The sequence below is a fragment of the Clostridium muellerianum genome, assembly GCF_012926525.1.
GTDB lineage: Bacteria > Bacillota > Clostridia > Clostridiales > Clostridiaceae > Clostridium_AM > Clostridium_AM muellerianum.
In genome coordinates this window covers 55,317-70,995 of record NZ_JABBNI010000013.1, presented here as the reverse complement: position 1 = coordinate 70,995, position 15,679 = coordinate 55,317, and the positions used below count along the sequence as shown (strand labels likewise).

Genomic DNA, 15,679 nt, shown 5'->3' with positions numbered 1-15,679 from the left:
AAAATGTAACCATACTCTTATGTAGTATGGTTGCATTTTTTGTAGATTCATATTTTTGTTCGCATTACTTTACTGTAAACTTCTTTTCTACTGTCTTATTTAATTTTTTTCCATCTTTTGATTTCAAATCTCCAGTTATTATTAAAAGATATTCTTCTCCCTTTACAAAACCATCTTTAGAATTAATAGTTATGTTATTAGATGAATTTAAAGACATTTCAATATCTAAAAGGTTTCCATATTTATCAACAATCATGATACTACTTGAATTAACAGTTTCTTTATCCAGTGCCTTTGTAAAGCTTAAATTCCAACTTGTTTTTTTATCACTTATTTCTTGATCAGGCATAACCTTTTTATTAGAATACTGATTTACTTTATCTAAAGTTTTGCTTTGATTAGTAGTTAGTTTTGCTTTTAGGCTAACAATTTTATTCCTCAATTCAGTTATTTTATCCTGCAACTCTTTAGCCTGACTATCACTTATGTTTTTAATCTTCGCAATATTTTTTTCTGCTGTGTTTAGCTTATTGTTTATAGCATTCAATTTTCCACTAAAACTATTGTATCTTGCATTATCTTCATTTTCATATTCTTTTTCAAACTCATCACTTAATTCATCTTCTGTATCAGTAACATCAGAACTATTTTCTTGATCTGTAGTACTATTATCCACTGTTGTATCTGTTGATGCATCTGTTCCAGAAGTTGTTGTAGTATTTGATGCTGAACTATCACTACTATCCGTTGTTGTATTTGCATCTCCCGTTTGAGTGGTAGCATCCGTTGTAGTTGCAGCTGTTGAAGTACTTGTACCTGTCTTTGTATTATCTGTGCTTGTTGTTGTGCTTCCTGATGAATTACTTCCATCTGTTTGCGTAGTATCTATACCTGTTGTTGAGGTACTTGTATTTTCTGTCTTATCTTCTGTATTCGCTGTTGGTACAGTTCCAGAATCTGCTGAATTATTTGCACCTGTTTGTGTATTATCTGTAGTGCCAGTTGTAGTATCCGTTGAACTACCTGTATCTGTTAAAGTAGAATTGAAATACTTGTTCATGGATTTCTCTACTACATTTAACGATAACTCTATCTTATTAATTCTGCTTGATACCAAGTAAATCTGTTTTTCTAACTTCTTATCTTGATTATTCTTCACAGTACTACTGTGAGTTTTCTTTGAAACATCGATATTTACCTTACTGTTTGGAGAAGCTGCTAATGCACTACTACTTGAAAATGACATCATTAATGCTACCGATAAAACTAAAATTTTACTCTTTTTCACGGAAAATCCCCCCTTTATAAACATATTATTAGTTTTTTCGCTGGATTTTCCGAAAACTTTATATGCTTTTAATTTATTTTTTAAGTTAAATTAAATCAAGTTTAAAATTATATATAAAAATTCTTTGTAAAAATCTCTTGATATACCTTCACTGGTAACAAGTGTTTTTCCATACACAAATTCACTTTGCAAAATTAAGATAAATCAGCTAATATGTTTAATATACACTAAATTATTACCTCTCAAAGCAAAATATAAAAAATTAAAGCTTTATATTACTATAAAATTCATCTGAAAACTTACATAGGAATTTATTATGTGTTTAAGACTTCTTAATTTTATTTTATCTATACAAATGTTATTAATTGATGCAGGTATGAATAAAAAAGCACTCTTAAATAAAAACACTATTTTTTAATAATTCTAAATTTTGTAAATGTATGTAATTATTAATCGTTAAATATTATATAAAATAAACTAATTTAGTTAAAATTATCTGTTGTGATTGGGGGGAATTTCATTATGTTAACCAAATTATTTATAAACTTATGTATTTTAATAACCTTTATAAGCATTAGTAATAATTTTTTTATAAATAAAAATCTAAGTAAAAATCCCCCAATATCCTTAAAGATTCTAATTGGAATTTATGCTGGCTTATTAGGAATTTTACTGATATTATTTAATATATCAATTACTTCTCCAGTAATAACTAATTTTTCTTTCTTTCCAATACTTTTATGTGCTCTTTACGAAGGATTCTTATCTTCAATTGTAGCATCTTTGTTAATAAGCACCTTCCACATCATATATTTTGGTACTTCTAATGCTTCTACAACTGCAGCATTAATTTCCTTGCTAATAGGAATTGGATTTAGTATCATTAATTCAGCCAGAATATCAATAAAGCGAAAATGGATTTATTGTACTATATATTTATTAATATTAAATTATACTTCAATATTTATCTTTGTTAAGGATCCAATAGATATATTTAAAACTTTTATTACATACAGTATTATTACATTAATTATGTTATATTTTATATTCAAACTTATAGAATACTTAAGTAAATCTTTTAAATTATATAAAAAATTAAAAAGTGAAGCTAGCATAGACTTTTTAACAGGTTTAAATAATGTAAGACAATTTAATCATATGTTTACTATTGCATCACAGCAAGCCATAAGGAACAAAGAATATATGTCCTTACTATTTTTAGATATTGATCATTTTAAAAAAATTAATGATACCTTTGGACATAGTGCTGGAGATATTGTATTAAGAGATTTAGCTGTCATTTTAAACCGCAGCTGTCGAGTATATGATATAGTATCTCGTAATGGTGGCGAAGAATTTTCCATACTTCTATTAAACTGCTCAGCCAATCGTGCTCTGGAAGTTGCAGAAAGAATAAGAGAAACCATAGAAAATAATAATTTTTATATTTCTGATAAAACTTTTATTAATATAACAATTTCCATAGGAATTTCAACATATCCTAATATAACTAATAATATCGATAAACTGCTTGAACATGCTGATATTGCATTATATGAAGCTAAAGGCACTGGTAGAAATAAAACAATTCTATATAACAGTACAAGATATTTAGCAAATGTAGAGTAATATGATTTAGTGAAAAACATATATTTATTAATGTTAAAATGGAACCTATATAACTAGACTGTTTTTATCTCTGTCTACATTTACAGGCTCCATTTTACTTTTAAATAAACCATTTTTTTAATTGTGAACAAAATTTCACGTCTTATGAACATTTGGTTGTAACATTTTATAATTCATGCTAAAATATAAACGTTTGTATTTTTTAAAGAATAAAATTAGTATGAGATACATCTAATCAATCAGAAAAGTTTATCAAGGTTTAAAATTAAATTTGATAATCATTTTACAAAAGCAAAAATGTTATACTTTAAGGAGGTGTAGTTATGTCCTATAACATTATAGATGTTCTTGCTAAATATTAAACAAAGTCTATATCTTTTTCAAGATTCGGACTTTTTTATTTATTATGCAGTTATAGGAAATTTGTTAAAATCTAAAATCACTTGGCACTTATGCCTTAATTTACTTTGAAGGATATTCTTCGCTTAAATTGATCATTGTAAATTATATAATTATCTATAGTACTAACATACTATTATCTGTACTTAATTTCATATTTATAAACATTAATAAATGTAAACACTATTCCATTTTTATTTATTTTTTACAATTTTATCCACATAATCCACAGTTTTATCCACAGTCTTTTCCATTATTTTAAAGAGCACGTCATTTTAAATTAGCTTTTAGTCATTTTAAGACATCCCCTTTAAATGTCCAATGAATTTTAAAATATTTTATCAATAAATAAAAAGCCTGCATCCTAAAAGATACAAGCTTTTTCATTACTTTAATTTATTTTCATAAGCCTCAACCATTTTTTTTACCATATTTCCTCCTGTAGGTCCAGCTATAGCACCAATTTCTTTAGTCTTTAAGTCTGCTACATATCTTTTATCTAAATTAACTCCCAATTCGTTTGCAGTCTCCATTTTTAATTTATCTAGCTTACTTTGTGCACCTGGAATTAAAGGTTTATTTGACATAAATATCTCCTCCTTCGTGCTACTTTATTGACATTTTATTTTATGTAGTTTTACACAAATTAATGTAGTGAATTTATGGATAAAATAAATATTTTCTTTCATAATTAAAAAAAGTGTGTTGACTTTCCCATTATGGTAAAGTTTAAAATATAATTAATCACTTCGAAGGAAAGTAAAATTTAGGAGGTTTCAAATGTATACCATAGGACAATTTTCGAAAATTGGAAAGATTTCAACTAAAATGCTAAGGCATTATGATAAAATCGGATTAATCAAACCTAGTTTTGTGAACCCTGAAAATCAATATAGATATTATGAAAAATATCAGGTTAAGGATATATTAAGGATAAATAAACTTAAAATATACAAATTTTCCTTAGATGAAATAAAGCAAATTATTGAGGATAAAAGTAATGAAACTTTAAAAAAATTGCTACAAAAACAGATAAACTACATCACAAATGAAATAGAGCACAACAATAGTATTTTACTTGAATTAAAGACTTCTGTAGAAAATTTGAAGAAAGGTGATGATATAATGGCTTCTAAAAGAAATTTTGAGATTTCAGTTAATAATTTAGAGGACAAATTAGTCTTAAGTTTAAGAGATATAATACCCATGGACAATATATCAAGCTTAATCGGGAAAGTTTTTCAAAATATATATAGAAATAATTTAGAGGTCTGTGGAAATATAATGACTGTTTATTACGACGAAGATTTTGATGAAAGCAATGCAGATATAGAAGTTTGTATACCCGTAGATAGAGAATTTCAAACAGGTACTATTATAAAAACAAGAATTTTAAAAGGAGGTTTGCATGCACATACTGCATTTGTAGGTTCATACAACGAAATTGGAGAAGCTTATGCAGAACTTACTGATTGGATTGAAAAAAATCATTATGAAATAATTGGTGCTCCTTATGACAAATATATTAAAGGACCAGAAGCAAAATGTAATCCTAATGAATTTATAACTGAAGTGTATTTTCCAATTAAGCATAAATAATTGAAATTACAATAAAAAATTAACTATGCCTAAAATGTATTTTATAAAAGGAATAGTAATAAACTTATAACTATTCCTTTTATCTATATCTATACATACAAATTACGGACACGTAGGTTCTTTAGGTGGTGTAGGTTCCCTGGGACCTGTAGTTGTATCATTACTATAGTTGCTTTTATTATCTGTATCTTCAGTTTTACTTTCTACTTTATCGGATGTGTTTATATTTTGTTTATTTGTCTTTGTTGAACTTGTTTTTGACTCATCCGTTTTCTGTGTACTTGCTTTGGAAGTGTCAGTTTTTGATGTATTCGTTTTTTGTACATCTGTGTTTGAATTATTCGTTTTTGATGTTCCTACCACCTGCTTATCTGTATTAGATATACCTGTCTTTGAAGTATCTGTATTCTGATTATTTGTTTTTGTTGAAGTTGTTTTTCCTTCATCTAACTTTTGTATTTCAGTTTTTGATGTACTTGTTTTTTGCTCAGAAATACTTTTACTACTAGAGCATGCAGAAAAGGAAACAAATAAAAATACAATGGTTGATAAGCTAATAAAATATTTAATTAATTTTTTCTTCATATGTTTACTCCCTCTTTTCTAAACCTCACTTAAATATTCTACAAACCTACACATAATCCTTTATTTATACAAATAATTTGCATAACATATTTTTTACTTTATGTTTACTGCTATTAGTTGTATAATTATATATATAAATTACACATTACTCAAATAATGTAAATTTTTTTGCAAAAATCGGAGGTTTTTACACATGGAAAATTGTACAAATGTTCTATCTACAAATAATTCAATTAATAAAAATAAAACATCAAATACTACTAAAAAATTAAATGAAAAATCCTTTGGCAATATTTTTAACAGAATTATTACTAATAAAATTAATAATTCTACTAAATCTAACTTAACAGCTGTATCAACTTCTTCTATTGAAGACATAAATGAAAAATTAGAAGCAGAAATGGAACAAAAAGCTGATGCTGCTGTAGAAAGATTAGCTGGTTTTTTCGGAATTGGAAAAACCTTAATGAAAGCTATATTAAAAAGCATGAAGATTAGCCCTACTGAGCTCTTGGATCCATCTAGAAAAAAGGATATAATAAAAACTTTAACAAAAAAATTTGGCTTAGGCAAAGATAGAACAGAAGCTCTTACTAGCTTAATCACCGACTTTCAGAAATAATTATATGTTAGTATGTAAAAGAATAAAATATAATTATAATACCTGCATAAATCAAAACTAGCTTATATTTTTAATATATAGGCTAGTTTCAATTTACACATAGTTTTTAAAACCTTACACTATTTTTTTAATCATACTTTTACTTATATTCTTATCTCTAACACCTTCTGTTTGTTAATGTCGTAATTACCAATACTTTTTCAAATTTAATTTTCACCTTAGATACTTTAAATATATATTTTACTTTCTAATATCTTTGTATTTTGATTTATTTTTATCCTCTGGATTTATGTACTCAAAATCTCCATTTGAATTTTTTCTTATTCCTAACTTTGTATATTGATTATCTTTTGTTTTACGTTTATTTACCATAAACATCGCCTCCGACAATTAGTATATGTAATAAAAATTTTTTTATATATTTAGTACTTTTAAATCTATAAAACACTTTTCATTTCTAAAAACAATGGATAAAAGTAGTAAAATTCCATTACATTTAATTTTAACTAAAAACATTTTTTAATACTAAAACAAAAAAGCCAGCAGTTTTCTGCTAGCTTTTTTATTTATTAAATATGAACAACTATCCTCATAAATAAGAAGTAAACGAAGGATAGCTATAATAATATGGATAATAACCACCGTCATAATAAATAGCTCTACAATTTGCAGGACTTTTTCATAATTTTTTATTGTTTTTGTAAGTTTTATCCAATTATTAATTTTCACAATTTCATGATATGAACTGTTCTTAAATATATTAGCTATAACCTAATATTCATCATCTCTATGTCCGCCATGTCCACCATGTCCACCATGTCCTCCGTGACCGCCATGCCCTCCGTGGCCACCGTGACCAAATCCAAAACCTGGATAAACATAGTATGGATAAGCATAATTATAATATGGATAAGCATAATATGGATAAACATAATCATAGTATGGATAAGCATAATATGGATAAACGTAATTATAGTATGGATAAACATAACCTGGATAACCAAAACCATGGAAACCACCATGATGACCTCCATGCATACCTCCGTGCATACCTCCGTGCATACCTCCATGCATAGGTCTATAAAGATCATCAAACATACTAAAAGTTTCTTGCTCATCTTCTGACTGCTGTGGCATTCCAGATTGAGCAGGCATTTGTTGCATCATAGGTTGCTGCATCATAGGTTGTTGCATCATAGCGTTATCTTGCATTGGTGATATTCCTTGCATAGAAGGATTTACATCCATCATAGGATTTGCTCCCATCATAGGATTATACATTGATGGATAACCTTGCATCATAGGACAATTATACATCATTTGCTTACATTTACAATCCCTTTCAAAATTACAGTCCCTTTCAAAATCTTGATCTTCGTCAACCTGTCTAGTTTGAGAATTTTTTTCTTCCATGTTTTACCTCCAGTAAAGTTTCTTCATTAATTATTATATTAAGAAACTCTAAAAGTGTTACTCCTAAAGTTTATTTTTTTGAATAAAAATTTTATGAGTAACAAAAACAAAAAAATATATTACTATCATCTTAAATTATATTACTGTAGTTTAAAACATACTCATTTATTTCTAAACTAAGAAATACGTTATTTTAAAACATTAAAATTAAAACTATACTATCTTTAAATTTATCCTTTTATATAGAAGTTATTTAAAAATCATTGTGTCAATTATACATCAATTAGAATACTTTATAACTGTAGGAATAATAAACAAGGAGTAAAACACAATTATGGCATATCTAAGAAACCCTGAAAATAACATGTTAAATGCAAATTATCCACCAATGGTCAATTGTATTCCACAAGAAACTGTAATAAAAAATGTTCGATTAGCAGCTGCATATGTTCCTTATCAAAAATTTTGCACTCTTTTCCCAGCTATTGAAGCTCTAAAGAAAGGTACTGCTTTTCCAGAACTTTTTAGTCCATATGAAAAAATGGAGAGAAGATATATGCGTTTGGAGAAAATGCAAAACAAATGGCAAGCAGATGGTAAAATGGACAGAATGGAACTTCTAAAACAAATTACTGCCACATGCTTCATGAAAGAAGACCTTTCTTTATACCTTAACACCCATCCAACGGACCAAAATGCTATTGCAAAATATAATTTTTATGTAATGCAAGGTAAAAAATTAAAAGAAAAATATGAGATGCATTATGGTATGCTAACTGAAAATAGTTCCTGTAGTCCACGTCCATGGCAGTGGATAAATGAACCTTGGCCATGGGAACCTGATGCTAATTTTCAGCTTAATAGGGAGGGAATGTAATATATGTGGACATACGAAAAATTCTTAGAATATCCTATAAAAATTAAAAATCCTAATCCTAACATGGCAAAAACCATTATAACTCAATATGGTGGACCTGATGGTGAATTGGCTGCATCCCTAAGGTATCTAAGTCAAAGATTTACTATGATTACTCCTCAAGCTATAGCAACATTAAATGATATTGGTACAGAAGAATTAGCGCATTTGGAAATGGTAGGCTCAATAGTTCATCAATTAATGAAAGGTGCAAGTATTGAAGAGATTGAAAAAGCAGGCATGGGTGCCTACTATGCAGATCACGGAAAAGGTATATACCCTGCAAGTGGTTCAGGTGTTCCATTTAATGCTTCATACATTCAATCAAAAGGTGATCCAATTGTTGATCTTAATGAAGATTTAGCTGCTGAACAAAAAGCAAGAGCTACCTACGAATATCTAATAAACATGGCTGATGATCCTGATGTAATAGAACCTTTAAAATTTTTAAGAGAAAGGGAAGTTGTCCATTATCAGAGATTTGGTGAAGCTCTAAGAATTGTTCAAGAGCGTTTACAAGAACCTCATCTATTTGTAATGCCTAACAAAATTATTTAAGACTTAAACTATTATTATAATATACATTAGTTAAATATTGGTATTTAACTAAATTCATATAAATTTTCAAGCTTTCAAACTTATATGAACGTATTATTCTAATACTTAAATACTTTATTTAAGTTGAAACAGTATATTATCAAATTTATATTAAACTAGAACTAGGTTTGACTGCTCCTTATTAATATAGGTCTGTATATTCTTTCATGCAGACCTATATTTTATAGTTAATGTATTTTATTCTTTACACTTTTCTAAATTATATATATTTTTATCATGAACTTTATGAAACATAGTTACCGATACTACAGCTCCTGTTAATGCGCAAAACATATCCCACTGTGTATCCAATTTATCTCCTTGATATTCTAAAAACTTTTCTGGATTCATTCCATATACTATGCTTGATAGGCCTTCTAATATTTCATAGAAACTGCTTATTGATAAACAAATACACACAACAATTATGGATAATACTATTCCTTTTTTTAATTTTACTTTTCTTATTAATAACTCTCTTACAATAAAAGCCGGCACAAACCCTTGCATAAAATGACCAAATCTATCATAATTATTTCTCCTTAAATTGTATACTTGCTTTGTCAAATTAAACAATGGCACGTTGCTGTACTTGTAATGTGCTCCGATTAACATTATTATCGTTACTATTAAAATAAGTACATACACAAAATCTGTAAACACAAACTTATTGTAAGTAAATACTAATATTATAATTCCTATAAAAGCAGGTAAAAATTCAAAAAACCATGAAGAATAGTCATGAGGTTTGATTGCAGATATAATAGAACATAAAACAAATAATATTAATAAAATAATATGCAATTTTTTAGATGTATTATTCTTTTTTACTTTTGTCATAACATGCTCTCCAATTATATTTTCTAATTACAAATCACCATTAACTTACCATAACATAAGTTGCAAACACACAATATGTTAAAAAATCTACATTATAGTATAACTATACTCTAAAATTTCTAATATTGTTTTTTACACCTTTAACTATATTAACTATATCCATATAAGCTTGCTGTGCCCCCTTTGTTACAATGGGTCTCCCTAAGCTTACAAAATGTAACTTTCTTGAAGCATACCCACCTATATTCATAAGTAAATTAACAGCAGGCTTAGTATCCGCAATAAAGATACCATTACTACTTTCATGTAAGATAGAATACATATCTTTAATAGCAGGTATTACTATTTCGGGATTATATTTTCTAGCTAAAGTGTAAACTTTTGCATTAAATTCATCTTCACCAATATATATTAGCCTTCCAATTTGTTCTTTTTCTATTTTATCAAAGGTTGGTAAATTAAGTAATTCAGACTCACTTGGTATCCTATTAGTTGGTAATTTATTAATATGTATATTAGCTGCTACTGCTGTAGAATGCGCTCCTCCAACATCATGATATATAACAATCATACTATTTCTACCTCCATAAATTTTCATCACTAAATCTTTCTTAGTTAAACTTTATTTTCCCATTAAGTCTATATAAATACATACTTATATATATATATTATGGTCTAGATTATAAAAAAATATAATATTACATTCAAGTAACCATTTTACGAAAATTGCATATTATATATTGTGTATATTTTATCAGGAGGTAAATACATGTATTGTTACACCCACGTAAATCAATTCACTTGTGTCTTTAATGAACTTCAATTGTGGACTCATATTTCAGAAGATCATCCAAACTTTTTTAAAAGAGTAGCTAAACTTTCTGGCATTAACCTTCCAAGACCTATTATAGATAACCTTACCAACATTCATAGAATGTTTTCAAAACTGCACAATGATGTGATGTATTTAAAAAGGATTGTAGATTCTAATCCTGCACTTTATGCTAGAAATATTGCTAACGTAAGAAGATTAATTGATGAATTTATAGTTCATGATACACACGCTTTATCATTTTATCCACAATTATTAAGATTTGGTCGAGGAAATGCAGCCTGGCAGGAATTAGTTAAGCATATTATTGATGAACAAACTTTTATGCTTGAACTATTTAAAGACTTAAGACAGCAGATAAGATAGTACTTTTTTTTAATGACTTTTGATACAGAAATACTTACTAAGAATTTTCAACTATTAGGTAATTATAAAACATTGTTACAATTAAATAAAATTTTCAAAACATACATTGTTTAAAAATTATGCTATTGGATATTTTCCAACAGCATAATTTTTTCTTGCATTTTTATCATAAAATGCTATTAAGATAATATAGACTACCTACTTTACTTATGTAAATACTCTTAAAAAATATTTAACTGTATCTAAAATATAATTTTTAATAACACTTTTCTTTTTAATATTAAGAGCATCCATTTTGTAATAATTTTTCTTTAAATAAATCGCAAAAATCATAAAAATTATCTGGAACAACATTTGGATATTGGCTTGATAAGTTTTTAGTAAACTCTTTTATTTTATCTACAAATCCTAAATAATTATCATTATTTAAATTATTTCCACTCAACTCAAAGTTCGGCACAGATATTCCCTGGCTTTCCATATAATCCATCATTGTATAAAAAGAAAACATCATAGATCCATAAGTATATCCATCTCGAGTTACAGTGCCAACTTCATCACATGTTTCCTTAAGAGCGTCATATGCTTTTTTAGTATTAATTATTACATTATTTTTTTGCTCTATTTGAACAGTATCACCTATATTCTCTTCAGATTTATTATCTTTTTTTTCAGCAATTACCTTTGTATTATCGTAAATTGATTCATTTTTTATATTTAAGTTTGATACATTATAACCACCTATTTTATTCATTCATATTCCCCCTTGTACTTAATTATATTTTTTATCGTATATAACAAAAAAAACTTAAATTGTAAAATAACTACATGTTGTTTATCTTATTAGTGTAATTTATTTAGTCATCAACATTTCTTTTTTATGCAAATTATTTTAAATAAAAATATCACATAAAAGTAGAACTGTAAATAATTATGGCATAAAAGCATAAGAAATTGTCCTAAAAACAATTTATATATGTAAATTTTTCTTTTAAGTTCATTTTTTGACACTTTCATGCCACTAATATTGTATTTATTCTTTTAGTATATATAATAGATATTGTAAAGATTACTTAATCTTGAATTCAAGCAAATAATTTTTATAATTTACAATACATTATGTATTTTTTAATTAAACATTTCATTCTTTTTACAAACATAGCTAAATAGTTACAAATAAAATTACCAAGGGGGAATTAAAATGAAAAATTTCTTTAAAAAGATTTCAAGTTTATTTCTAATTACTTTGCTGCTTACAATTGGACTATGTACCAAAAATGTTTCTGCATACTCTAATAGCTGGAACTTTAATATAAGTCAAGTTACTAACGTTAAAGATTATGGTGATAATGTATATGCCATTGGAAATGTATCACAAAAGACATATACAGGAAACTCCTATAATGTCAACACTAAGAATATTGGTATTCAATGTAAAATTGTAAATACTAATAGTGTGCTTAGCGTATTGGTAGATTCTCAATTTATTGACGATCATAGTAAAATATTAGATTTCGAGCAATTTGGAAATACTTATTACAAAACTATTCTTGTTAAGAATTTGACACCTGGAAAACATAAAATTGAAATTAAAGCATATGCTCCTGGCAATCCAGATCTCAAATCAGATTATATTTATGTAAATATTCCTAATTAGTAATTATATAATACTAAAATGAAAGCTATGAAATAAGTGTGTAAATATTTCATAGCTTTTTAAATTAAAAATAAATTTTATGCTATTACTGTAACTTCAACTCTTTTATAATCTAAGCTCCAAGTTACAATATTATTTATCATGATAAAACCTTATTTGAACCTGAAAATTACTTACCATTATTACTAATTAGTGTCTTCCTGCTAATTCAGACTCTCTTCTAGGATTTGCAAAACTAGGTTCTGTAGGGTTAGGATCTTGATAATATCTACCTGGTGTTGACAAATCAAAGTACAATTTTGAATCCTTTGTAACTCCAAAGTTCTTATTTGATCCAGTATCTTTAACATTATTAAGAGCCTCTCTAAATAATGCATTATGTGCTTCTTCTCTTTCTAATAAAAAGTCTATAGTTTCTCTAACATATTTATCATTGATTTGACGATGAAGGTATTCATATACAACCTTTGCTCTTTGTTCTGAAGCAATATTAGAAAGTAAATCTGCTACTAAATCTCCAGTTACTGTTACATAATTTGCTGTCCAAGGTTCTCCAGAAGAATTAGTTAATACTGGTGATAATCCACCTAATACATGTGTTTCAATTTCTCCACTACTTACACTGTTAAAATCTAGTGCATGACCATTTAAGAGGTTAATGGTTTGAGCTACCATTTCCATATGGCTCAATTCTTCTGAACCTATATCTAAAAATAAATCCTTAATTGCAGCATCTTTTATTCTAAAACTCTGTGATATATATTGCATCGCAGCTTTAAGCTCTCCATTACCACCACCTAGTTGTTCCTGCATTAATACAGCATATTGTGGGTTTGGTCTTTCTACCTTAACATCTTTCAATAATTGCTTTTCGTGTTTAAACATTTAGATCACATCTCCTTTTTGTTTTTCTAAATATAATGTTTGATAAACCACTATGTTCAATACATTTTATAAGTAAAAATCTTTCGGTAATTTTAGGTATATTAAAATAGAATCAGTAAAAAATACACACATAAGTTAAGTTTTTATTATGTAGCTAACATAATATTCGGAGGTAATAAAATGAAAAAAAGCATTAAGATAATATCAATTATTTTAGTCATAATAGCAATCTTTTTTGGTATTAAAAGTTTAACTAAAACAGCTATTGGCAAACTTGATACATATCTTGCAATAAATTTACGCTTAAATAAAATTTTAAATCCAAAATCAATTGATAGTAAATCTATAAAAGAAATTAGAGAAGGTTTAAATTCTCAATCTACTATATGGTCAAAAAAAGCTATACCATTTTCCAATATTAGAAATATTACTATAACAGAAAATTCTCAAAAAATACCAGTACGTATATATACACCTAATACTAACAATAATCTTCCTATAATTATTTATTCACATGGCGGCTTTTGGATTGCAGGAAACCTTGATACTCATGATAATGTTTGTAGAAAGCTTTCAGAAAAAACTAAAGCAATAGTAATATCTGTTGACTATCGCCTTGCTCCAGAAAATCCTTTTCCTGTTGCTGTAAATGATGTATATAGTATACTTGAATGGACTTATAAAAATGCTGAAAGTATATATGGGGATAAAAAACATGTAGCTCTTGCAGGAGATAGTGCAGGTGGAAATCTTTCTGCTGCAGTTTCTTTAATGTCAAGAGATAAAAATGGTCCTCCTATAAGTTGTCAGGTATTAATATATCCTTCTACAAACATATTTGAATTAAATAGTAAATCTTGGTCTTATTTAGCCAATGATTTAAATGTTTCAATAAAAGATATGGAAAAATACATATCGCTATATGTTCCAAAAAAAGAAGATAGAAAAAGTCCTTATGCATCTCCCCTTTTAGCTAAAGACTTTAAAAAATTACCTGCTGCACTCATAATAACAGCAGAGATTGACCCTCTTCGGGATGAAGGTAAGTCCTACGCCAAAAAATTAAAAGATGCAGGAAATAATGTAGAGATTACTGAATATACAGGTGTTTGTCATGGATTTATTACAATGGATAAGGTTACAAAAAAAGCAGATAAATCTATAAATGAAATTTCTTTATACTTACAAAAACAATTTCAAATACCCAAACCATAGTTATATTAGTATACAAAAATACCGTATATAGATTTAATTTTTTATAAATCAATATACGGTATTACTCTTTACTAACGTTCTTAATCTAAATCATATAATTTAACATATTTAGTTTGTTATTTTCTTAGTAGAGGCCTAAGTTATAATTACAAATTTTTATTTCTTATTTTCTCTTGACTTTTTATTTAATTCTTTTGCTTCTTGTAAATCATCAGCATTAATTCCACCGTTCATCCCTGTATTTACTGAACTACTCATTGATCCACCAGATAAGTTTGCTCTTGATTGTGCATTTAATGCTCTTGTTTCCTGTAAATCATTATCACCCATTCCACTAGTCATTCCCATGTTTACTGAATTGCTCATTGTTCCACTAGTTGAATTTGTTCTTGACTGTTGATTTAATGCTCTTGCTTCCTGTAAATCAGCATCATTCATTCCATTAGTCATTCCGCTATTTACTGAACTGCTCATTGATCCACCAGATAAGTTTGCTCTTGATTGTGCATTTAATGCTCTTGTTTCCTGTAAATCATTATCACCCATTCCACTAGTCATTCCCATGTTTACTGAGTTATTCATTGCTCCACTAGTTGAATTTGCTCTTGATTTTTTATTTAATTCTCTTGCTTCTTGTAAATCACCCTGATCCTTATTCATAACAAATTTACTCCTTTCGTTAAATACCTATATTTTTTAATAATTTTTTCACCAAATTAAGGAAACCAATACCCTAATTCCAATATTATATTACCCATCTATTCTGCATATATTCATAAATTAGAGCAGGCATAAAATCTCAGTTATGAATTTCCCAAAAACTTAAAATTCACTTT

The 15,679-nt window shown here is 27.2% G+C and carries 19 protein-coding genes; 8 read left to right on the top strand and 11 right to left on the bottom strand.

From position 1 onward, the window contains the following. Nucleotides 1-64: 64 nt before the first annotated feature. Both HBE96_RS07195 and HBE96_RS26635 read right to left on the bottom strand, forming a co-directional pair. Nucleotides 65-1,288 (bottom strand): hypothetical protein, encoded by a 1,224-nt coding sequence (locus HBE96_RS07195; protein WP_169297079.1) that lies wholly within the window; start codon nucleotides 1,286-1,288, stop codon nucleotides 65-67. A gap of 749 nt (nucleotides 1,289-2,037) precedes the next feature. Further along, entirely contained in the window at nucleotides 2,038-2,172 is a 135-nt protein-coding gene (locus HBE96_RS26635; protein ID WP_281064334.1) for a hypothetical protein, read from the bottom strand. A gap of 148 nt (nucleotides 2,173-2,320) precedes the next feature. On the opposite strand from HBE96_RS26635, the gene HBE96_RS26230 reads away from it, so the two are divergent. Beyond that, nucleotides 2,321-2,917: a GGDEF domain-containing protein gene (locus HBE96_RS26230; protein WP_243186856.1), complete on the top strand. Its 597-nt coding sequence runs from the start codon at nucleotides 2,321-2,323 to the stop codon at nucleotides 2,915-2,917. A 785-nt stretch (nucleotides 2,918-3,702) separates the two neighbouring features. On the opposite strand, the gene HBE96_RS07185 is transcribed toward HBE96_RS26230, so the two are convergent. Then, complete coding sequence (locus HBE96_RS07185) at nucleotides 3,703-3,903, bottom strand: alpha/beta-type small acid-soluble spore protein (protein ID WP_169297077.1); 201 nt, start codon at nucleotides 3,901-3,903, stop codon at nucleotides 3,703-3,705. A 193-nt stretch (nucleotides 3,904-4,096) separates the two neighbouring features. On the opposite strand from HBE96_RS07185, the gene HBE96_RS07180 reads away from it, so the two are divergent. Next, nucleotides 4,097-4,915 (top strand): MerR family transcriptional regulator, encoded by an 819-nt coding sequence (locus HBE96_RS07180; RefSeq protein ID WP_169297076.1) that lies wholly within the window; start codon nucleotides 4,097-4,099, stop codon nucleotides 4,913-4,915. 102 nt (nucleotides 4,916-5,017) lie between these two features. Here HBE96_RS07180 and HBE96_RS07175 read toward each other — a convergent pair whose 3' ends face one another. Next, nucleotides 5,018-5,500: a cell wall anchor protein gene (locus HBE96_RS07175; protein ID WP_169297075.1), complete on the bottom strand. Its 483-nt coding sequence runs from the start codon at nucleotides 5,498-5,500 to the stop codon at nucleotides 5,018-5,020. A gap of 193 nt (nucleotides 5,501-5,693) precedes the next feature. On the opposite strand from HBE96_RS07175, the gene HBE96_RS07170 reads away from it, so the two are divergent. Then, complete coding sequence (locus tag HBE96_RS07170) at nucleotides 5,694-6,122, top strand: hypothetical protein (RefSeq protein WP_169297074.1); 429 nt, start codon at nucleotides 5,694-5,696, stop codon at nucleotides 6,120-6,122. 240 nt (nucleotides 6,123-6,362) lie between these two features. Here the strand turns inward: HBE96_RS07170 and HBE96_RS26630 are convergent, their stop codons facing one another. Together HBE96_RS26630 and HBE96_RS25965 are read right to left on the bottom strand one after the other, a co-directional pair. After that, nucleotides 6,363-6,494, bottom strand: a complete 132-nt coding sequence (locus HBE96_RS26630; protein ID WP_281064333.1) for a hypothetical protein — start codon at nucleotides 6,492-6,494, stop codon at nucleotides 6,363-6,365. A gap of 399 nt (nucleotides 6,495-6,893) precedes the next feature. Next, nucleotides 6,894-7,535 carry a hypothetical protein gene (locus HBE96_RS25965; protein ID WP_206154852.1) on the bottom strand — a complete coding sequence of 214 codons (642 nt, stop codon included), beginning with the start codon at nucleotides 7,533-7,535 and terminating at the stop codon, nucleotides 6,894-6,896. Between the two features lie 334 nt (nucleotides 7,536-7,869). Here HBE96_RS25965 and HBE96_RS26225 point away from each other — a divergent pair, with 334 nt between their 5' ends. Next, nucleotides 7,870-8,412, top strand: coding sequence for a spore coat protein CotJB (locus HBE96_RS26225; protein WP_243186855.1), 543 nt, complete (start codon nucleotides 7,870-7,872; stop codon nucleotides 8,410-8,412). A gap of 3 nt (nucleotides 8,413-8,415) precedes the next feature. After that, nucleotides 8,416-9,009, top strand: coding sequence for a manganese catalase family protein (locus HBE96_RS07150; protein WP_169297073.1), 594 nt, complete (start codon nucleotides 8,416-8,418; stop codon nucleotides 9,007-9,009). 237 nt (nucleotides 9,010-9,246) lie between these two features. On the opposite strand, the gene HBE96_RS07145 is transcribed toward HBE96_RS07150, so the two are convergent. Then, nucleotides 9,247-9,888 (bottom strand): DUF2238 domain-containing protein, encoded by a 642-nt coding sequence (locus tag HBE96_RS07145; protein WP_169297072.1) that lies wholly within the window; start codon nucleotides 9,886-9,888, stop codon nucleotides 9,247-9,249. 103 nt (nucleotides 9,889-9,991) lie between these two features. Further along, nucleotides 9,992-10,459: a DUF3189 family protein gene (locus HBE96_RS07140; protein WP_169297071.1), complete on the bottom strand. Its 468-nt coding sequence runs from the start codon at nucleotides 10,457-10,459 to the stop codon at nucleotides 9,992-9,994. 198 nt (nucleotides 10,460-10,657) lie between these two features. On the opposite strand from HBE96_RS07140, the gene HBE96_RS07135 reads away from it, so the two are divergent. Then, nucleotides 10,658-11,086 (top strand): DUF2935 domain-containing protein, encoded by a 429-nt coding sequence (locus tag HBE96_RS07135; protein WP_169297070.1) that lies wholly within the window; start codon nucleotides 10,658-10,660, stop codon nucleotides 11,084-11,086. 280 nt (nucleotides 11,087-11,366) lie between these two features. Here the strand turns inward: HBE96_RS07135 and HBE96_RS07130 are convergent, their stop codons facing one another. After that, on the bottom strand, nucleotides 11,367-11,840 hold the full coding sequence (locus HBE96_RS07130; RefSeq protein ID WP_169297069.1) for a hypothetical protein: 474 nt from the start codon (nucleotides 11,838-11,840) through the stop codon (nucleotides 11,367-11,369). A gap of 447 nt (nucleotides 11,841-12,287) precedes the next feature. On the opposite strand from HBE96_RS07130, the gene HBE96_RS07125 reads away from it, so the two are divergent. After that, nucleotides 12,288-12,743, top strand: a complete 456-nt coding sequence (locus HBE96_RS07125; protein ID WP_169297068.1) for a hypothetical protein — start codon at nucleotides 12,288-12,290, stop codon at nucleotides 12,741-12,743. A 189-nt stretch (nucleotides 12,744-12,932) separates the two neighbouring features. On the opposite strand, the gene HBE96_RS07120 is transcribed toward HBE96_RS07125, so the two are convergent. Then, complete coding sequence (locus tag HBE96_RS07120; protein ID WP_169297067.1) at nucleotides 12,933-13,628, bottom strand: manganese catalase family protein; 696 nt, start codon at nucleotides 13,626-13,628, stop codon at nucleotides 12,933-12,935. A gap of 180 nt (nucleotides 13,629-13,808) precedes the next feature. Here HBE96_RS07120 and HBE96_RS07115 point away from each other — a divergent pair, with 180 nt between their 5' ends. Then, nucleotides 13,809-14,843 (top strand): alpha/beta hydrolase, encoded by a 1,035-nt coding sequence (locus HBE96_RS07115; RefSeq protein ID WP_169297066.1) that lies wholly within the window; start codon nucleotides 13,809-13,811, stop codon nucleotides 14,841-14,843. Between the two features lie 156 nt (nucleotides 14,844-14,999). Here the strand turns inward: HBE96_RS07115 and HBE96_RS07110 are convergent, their stop codons facing one another. After that, nucleotides 15,000-15,503, bottom strand: a complete 504-nt coding sequence (locus tag HBE96_RS07110; RefSeq protein WP_169297065.1) for a hypothetical protein — start codon at nucleotides 15,501-15,503, stop codon at nucleotides 15,000-15,002. Nucleotides 15,504-15,679: the final 176 nt, after the last annotated feature.

Excerpts from the sequence above, each read along its gene's own strand:
- HBE96_RS26635 (WP_281064334.1), bottom strand. The coding sequence starts at position 2,172 with ATGATACTAAATCCAATTCCTATTAGCAAGGAAATTAATGCTGCAGTT.
- HBE96_RS26230 (WP_243186856.1), top strand. The coding sequence starts at position 2,321 with ATGTTATATTTTATATTCAAACTTATAGAATACTTAAGTAAATCTTTT.
- HBE96_RS07185 (WP_169297077.1), bottom strand. The coding sequence starts at position 3,903 with ATGTCAAATAAACCTTTAATTCCAGGTGCACAAAGTAAGCTAGATAAA.
- HBE96_RS07180 (WP_169297076.1), top strand. The coding sequence starts at position 4,097 with ATGTATACCATAGGACAATTTTCGAAAATTGGAAAGATTTCAACTAAA.
- HBE96_RS07175 (WP_169297075.1), bottom strand. The coding sequence starts at position 5,500 with ATGAAGAAAAAATTAATTAAATATTTTATTAGCTTATCAACCATTGTA.
- HBE96_RS07170 (WP_169297074.1), top strand. The coding sequence starts at position 5,694 with ATGGAAAATTGTACAAATGTTCTATCTACAAATAATTCAATTAATAAA.
- HBE96_RS26630 (WP_281064333.1), bottom strand. The coding sequence starts at position 6,494 with ATGGTAAATAAACGTAAAACAAAAGATAATCAATATACAAAGTTAGGA.
- HBE96_RS25965 (WP_206154852.1), bottom strand. The coding sequence starts at position 7,535 with ATGGAAGAAAAAAATTCTCAAACTAGACAGGTTGACGAAGATCAAGAT.
- HBE96_RS26225 (WP_243186855.1), top strand. The coding sequence starts at position 7,870 with ATGGCATATCTAAGAAACCCTGAAAATAACATGTTAAATGCAAATTAT.
- HBE96_RS07150 (WP_169297073.1), top strand. The coding sequence starts at position 8,416 with ATGTGGACATACGAAAAATTCTTAGAATATCCTATAAAAATTAAAAAT.
- HBE96_RS07145 (WP_169297072.1), bottom strand. The coding sequence starts at position 9,888 with ATGACAAAAGTAAAAAAGAATAATACATCTAAAAAATTGCATATTATT.
- HBE96_RS07140 (WP_169297071.1), bottom strand. The coding sequence starts at position 10,459 with ATGATTGTTATATATCATGATGTTGGAGGAGCGCATTCTACAGCAGTA.
- HBE96_RS07135 (WP_169297070.1), top strand. The coding sequence starts at position 10,658 with ATGTATTGTTACACCCACGTAAATCAATTCACTTGTGTCTTTAATGAA.
- HBE96_RS07130 (WP_169297069.1), bottom strand. The coding sequence starts at position 11,840 with ATGAATAAAATAGGTGGTTATAATGTATCAAACTTAAATATAAAAAAT.
- HBE96_RS07125 (WP_169297068.1), top strand. The coding sequence starts at position 12,288 with ATGAAAAATTTCTTTAAAAAGATTTCAAGTTTATTTCTAATTACTTTG.
- HBE96_RS07120 (WP_169297067.1), bottom strand. The coding sequence starts at position 13,628 with ATGTTTAAACACGAAAAGCAATTATTGAAAGATGTTAAGGTAGAAAGA.
- HBE96_RS07115 (WP_169297066.1), top strand. The coding sequence starts at position 13,809 with ATGAAAAAAAGCATTAAGATAATATCAATTATTTTAGTCATAATAGCA.
- HBE96_RS07110 (WP_169297065.1), bottom strand. The coding sequence starts at position 15,503 with ATGAATAAGGATCAGGGTGATTTACAAGAAGCAAGAGAATTAAATAAA.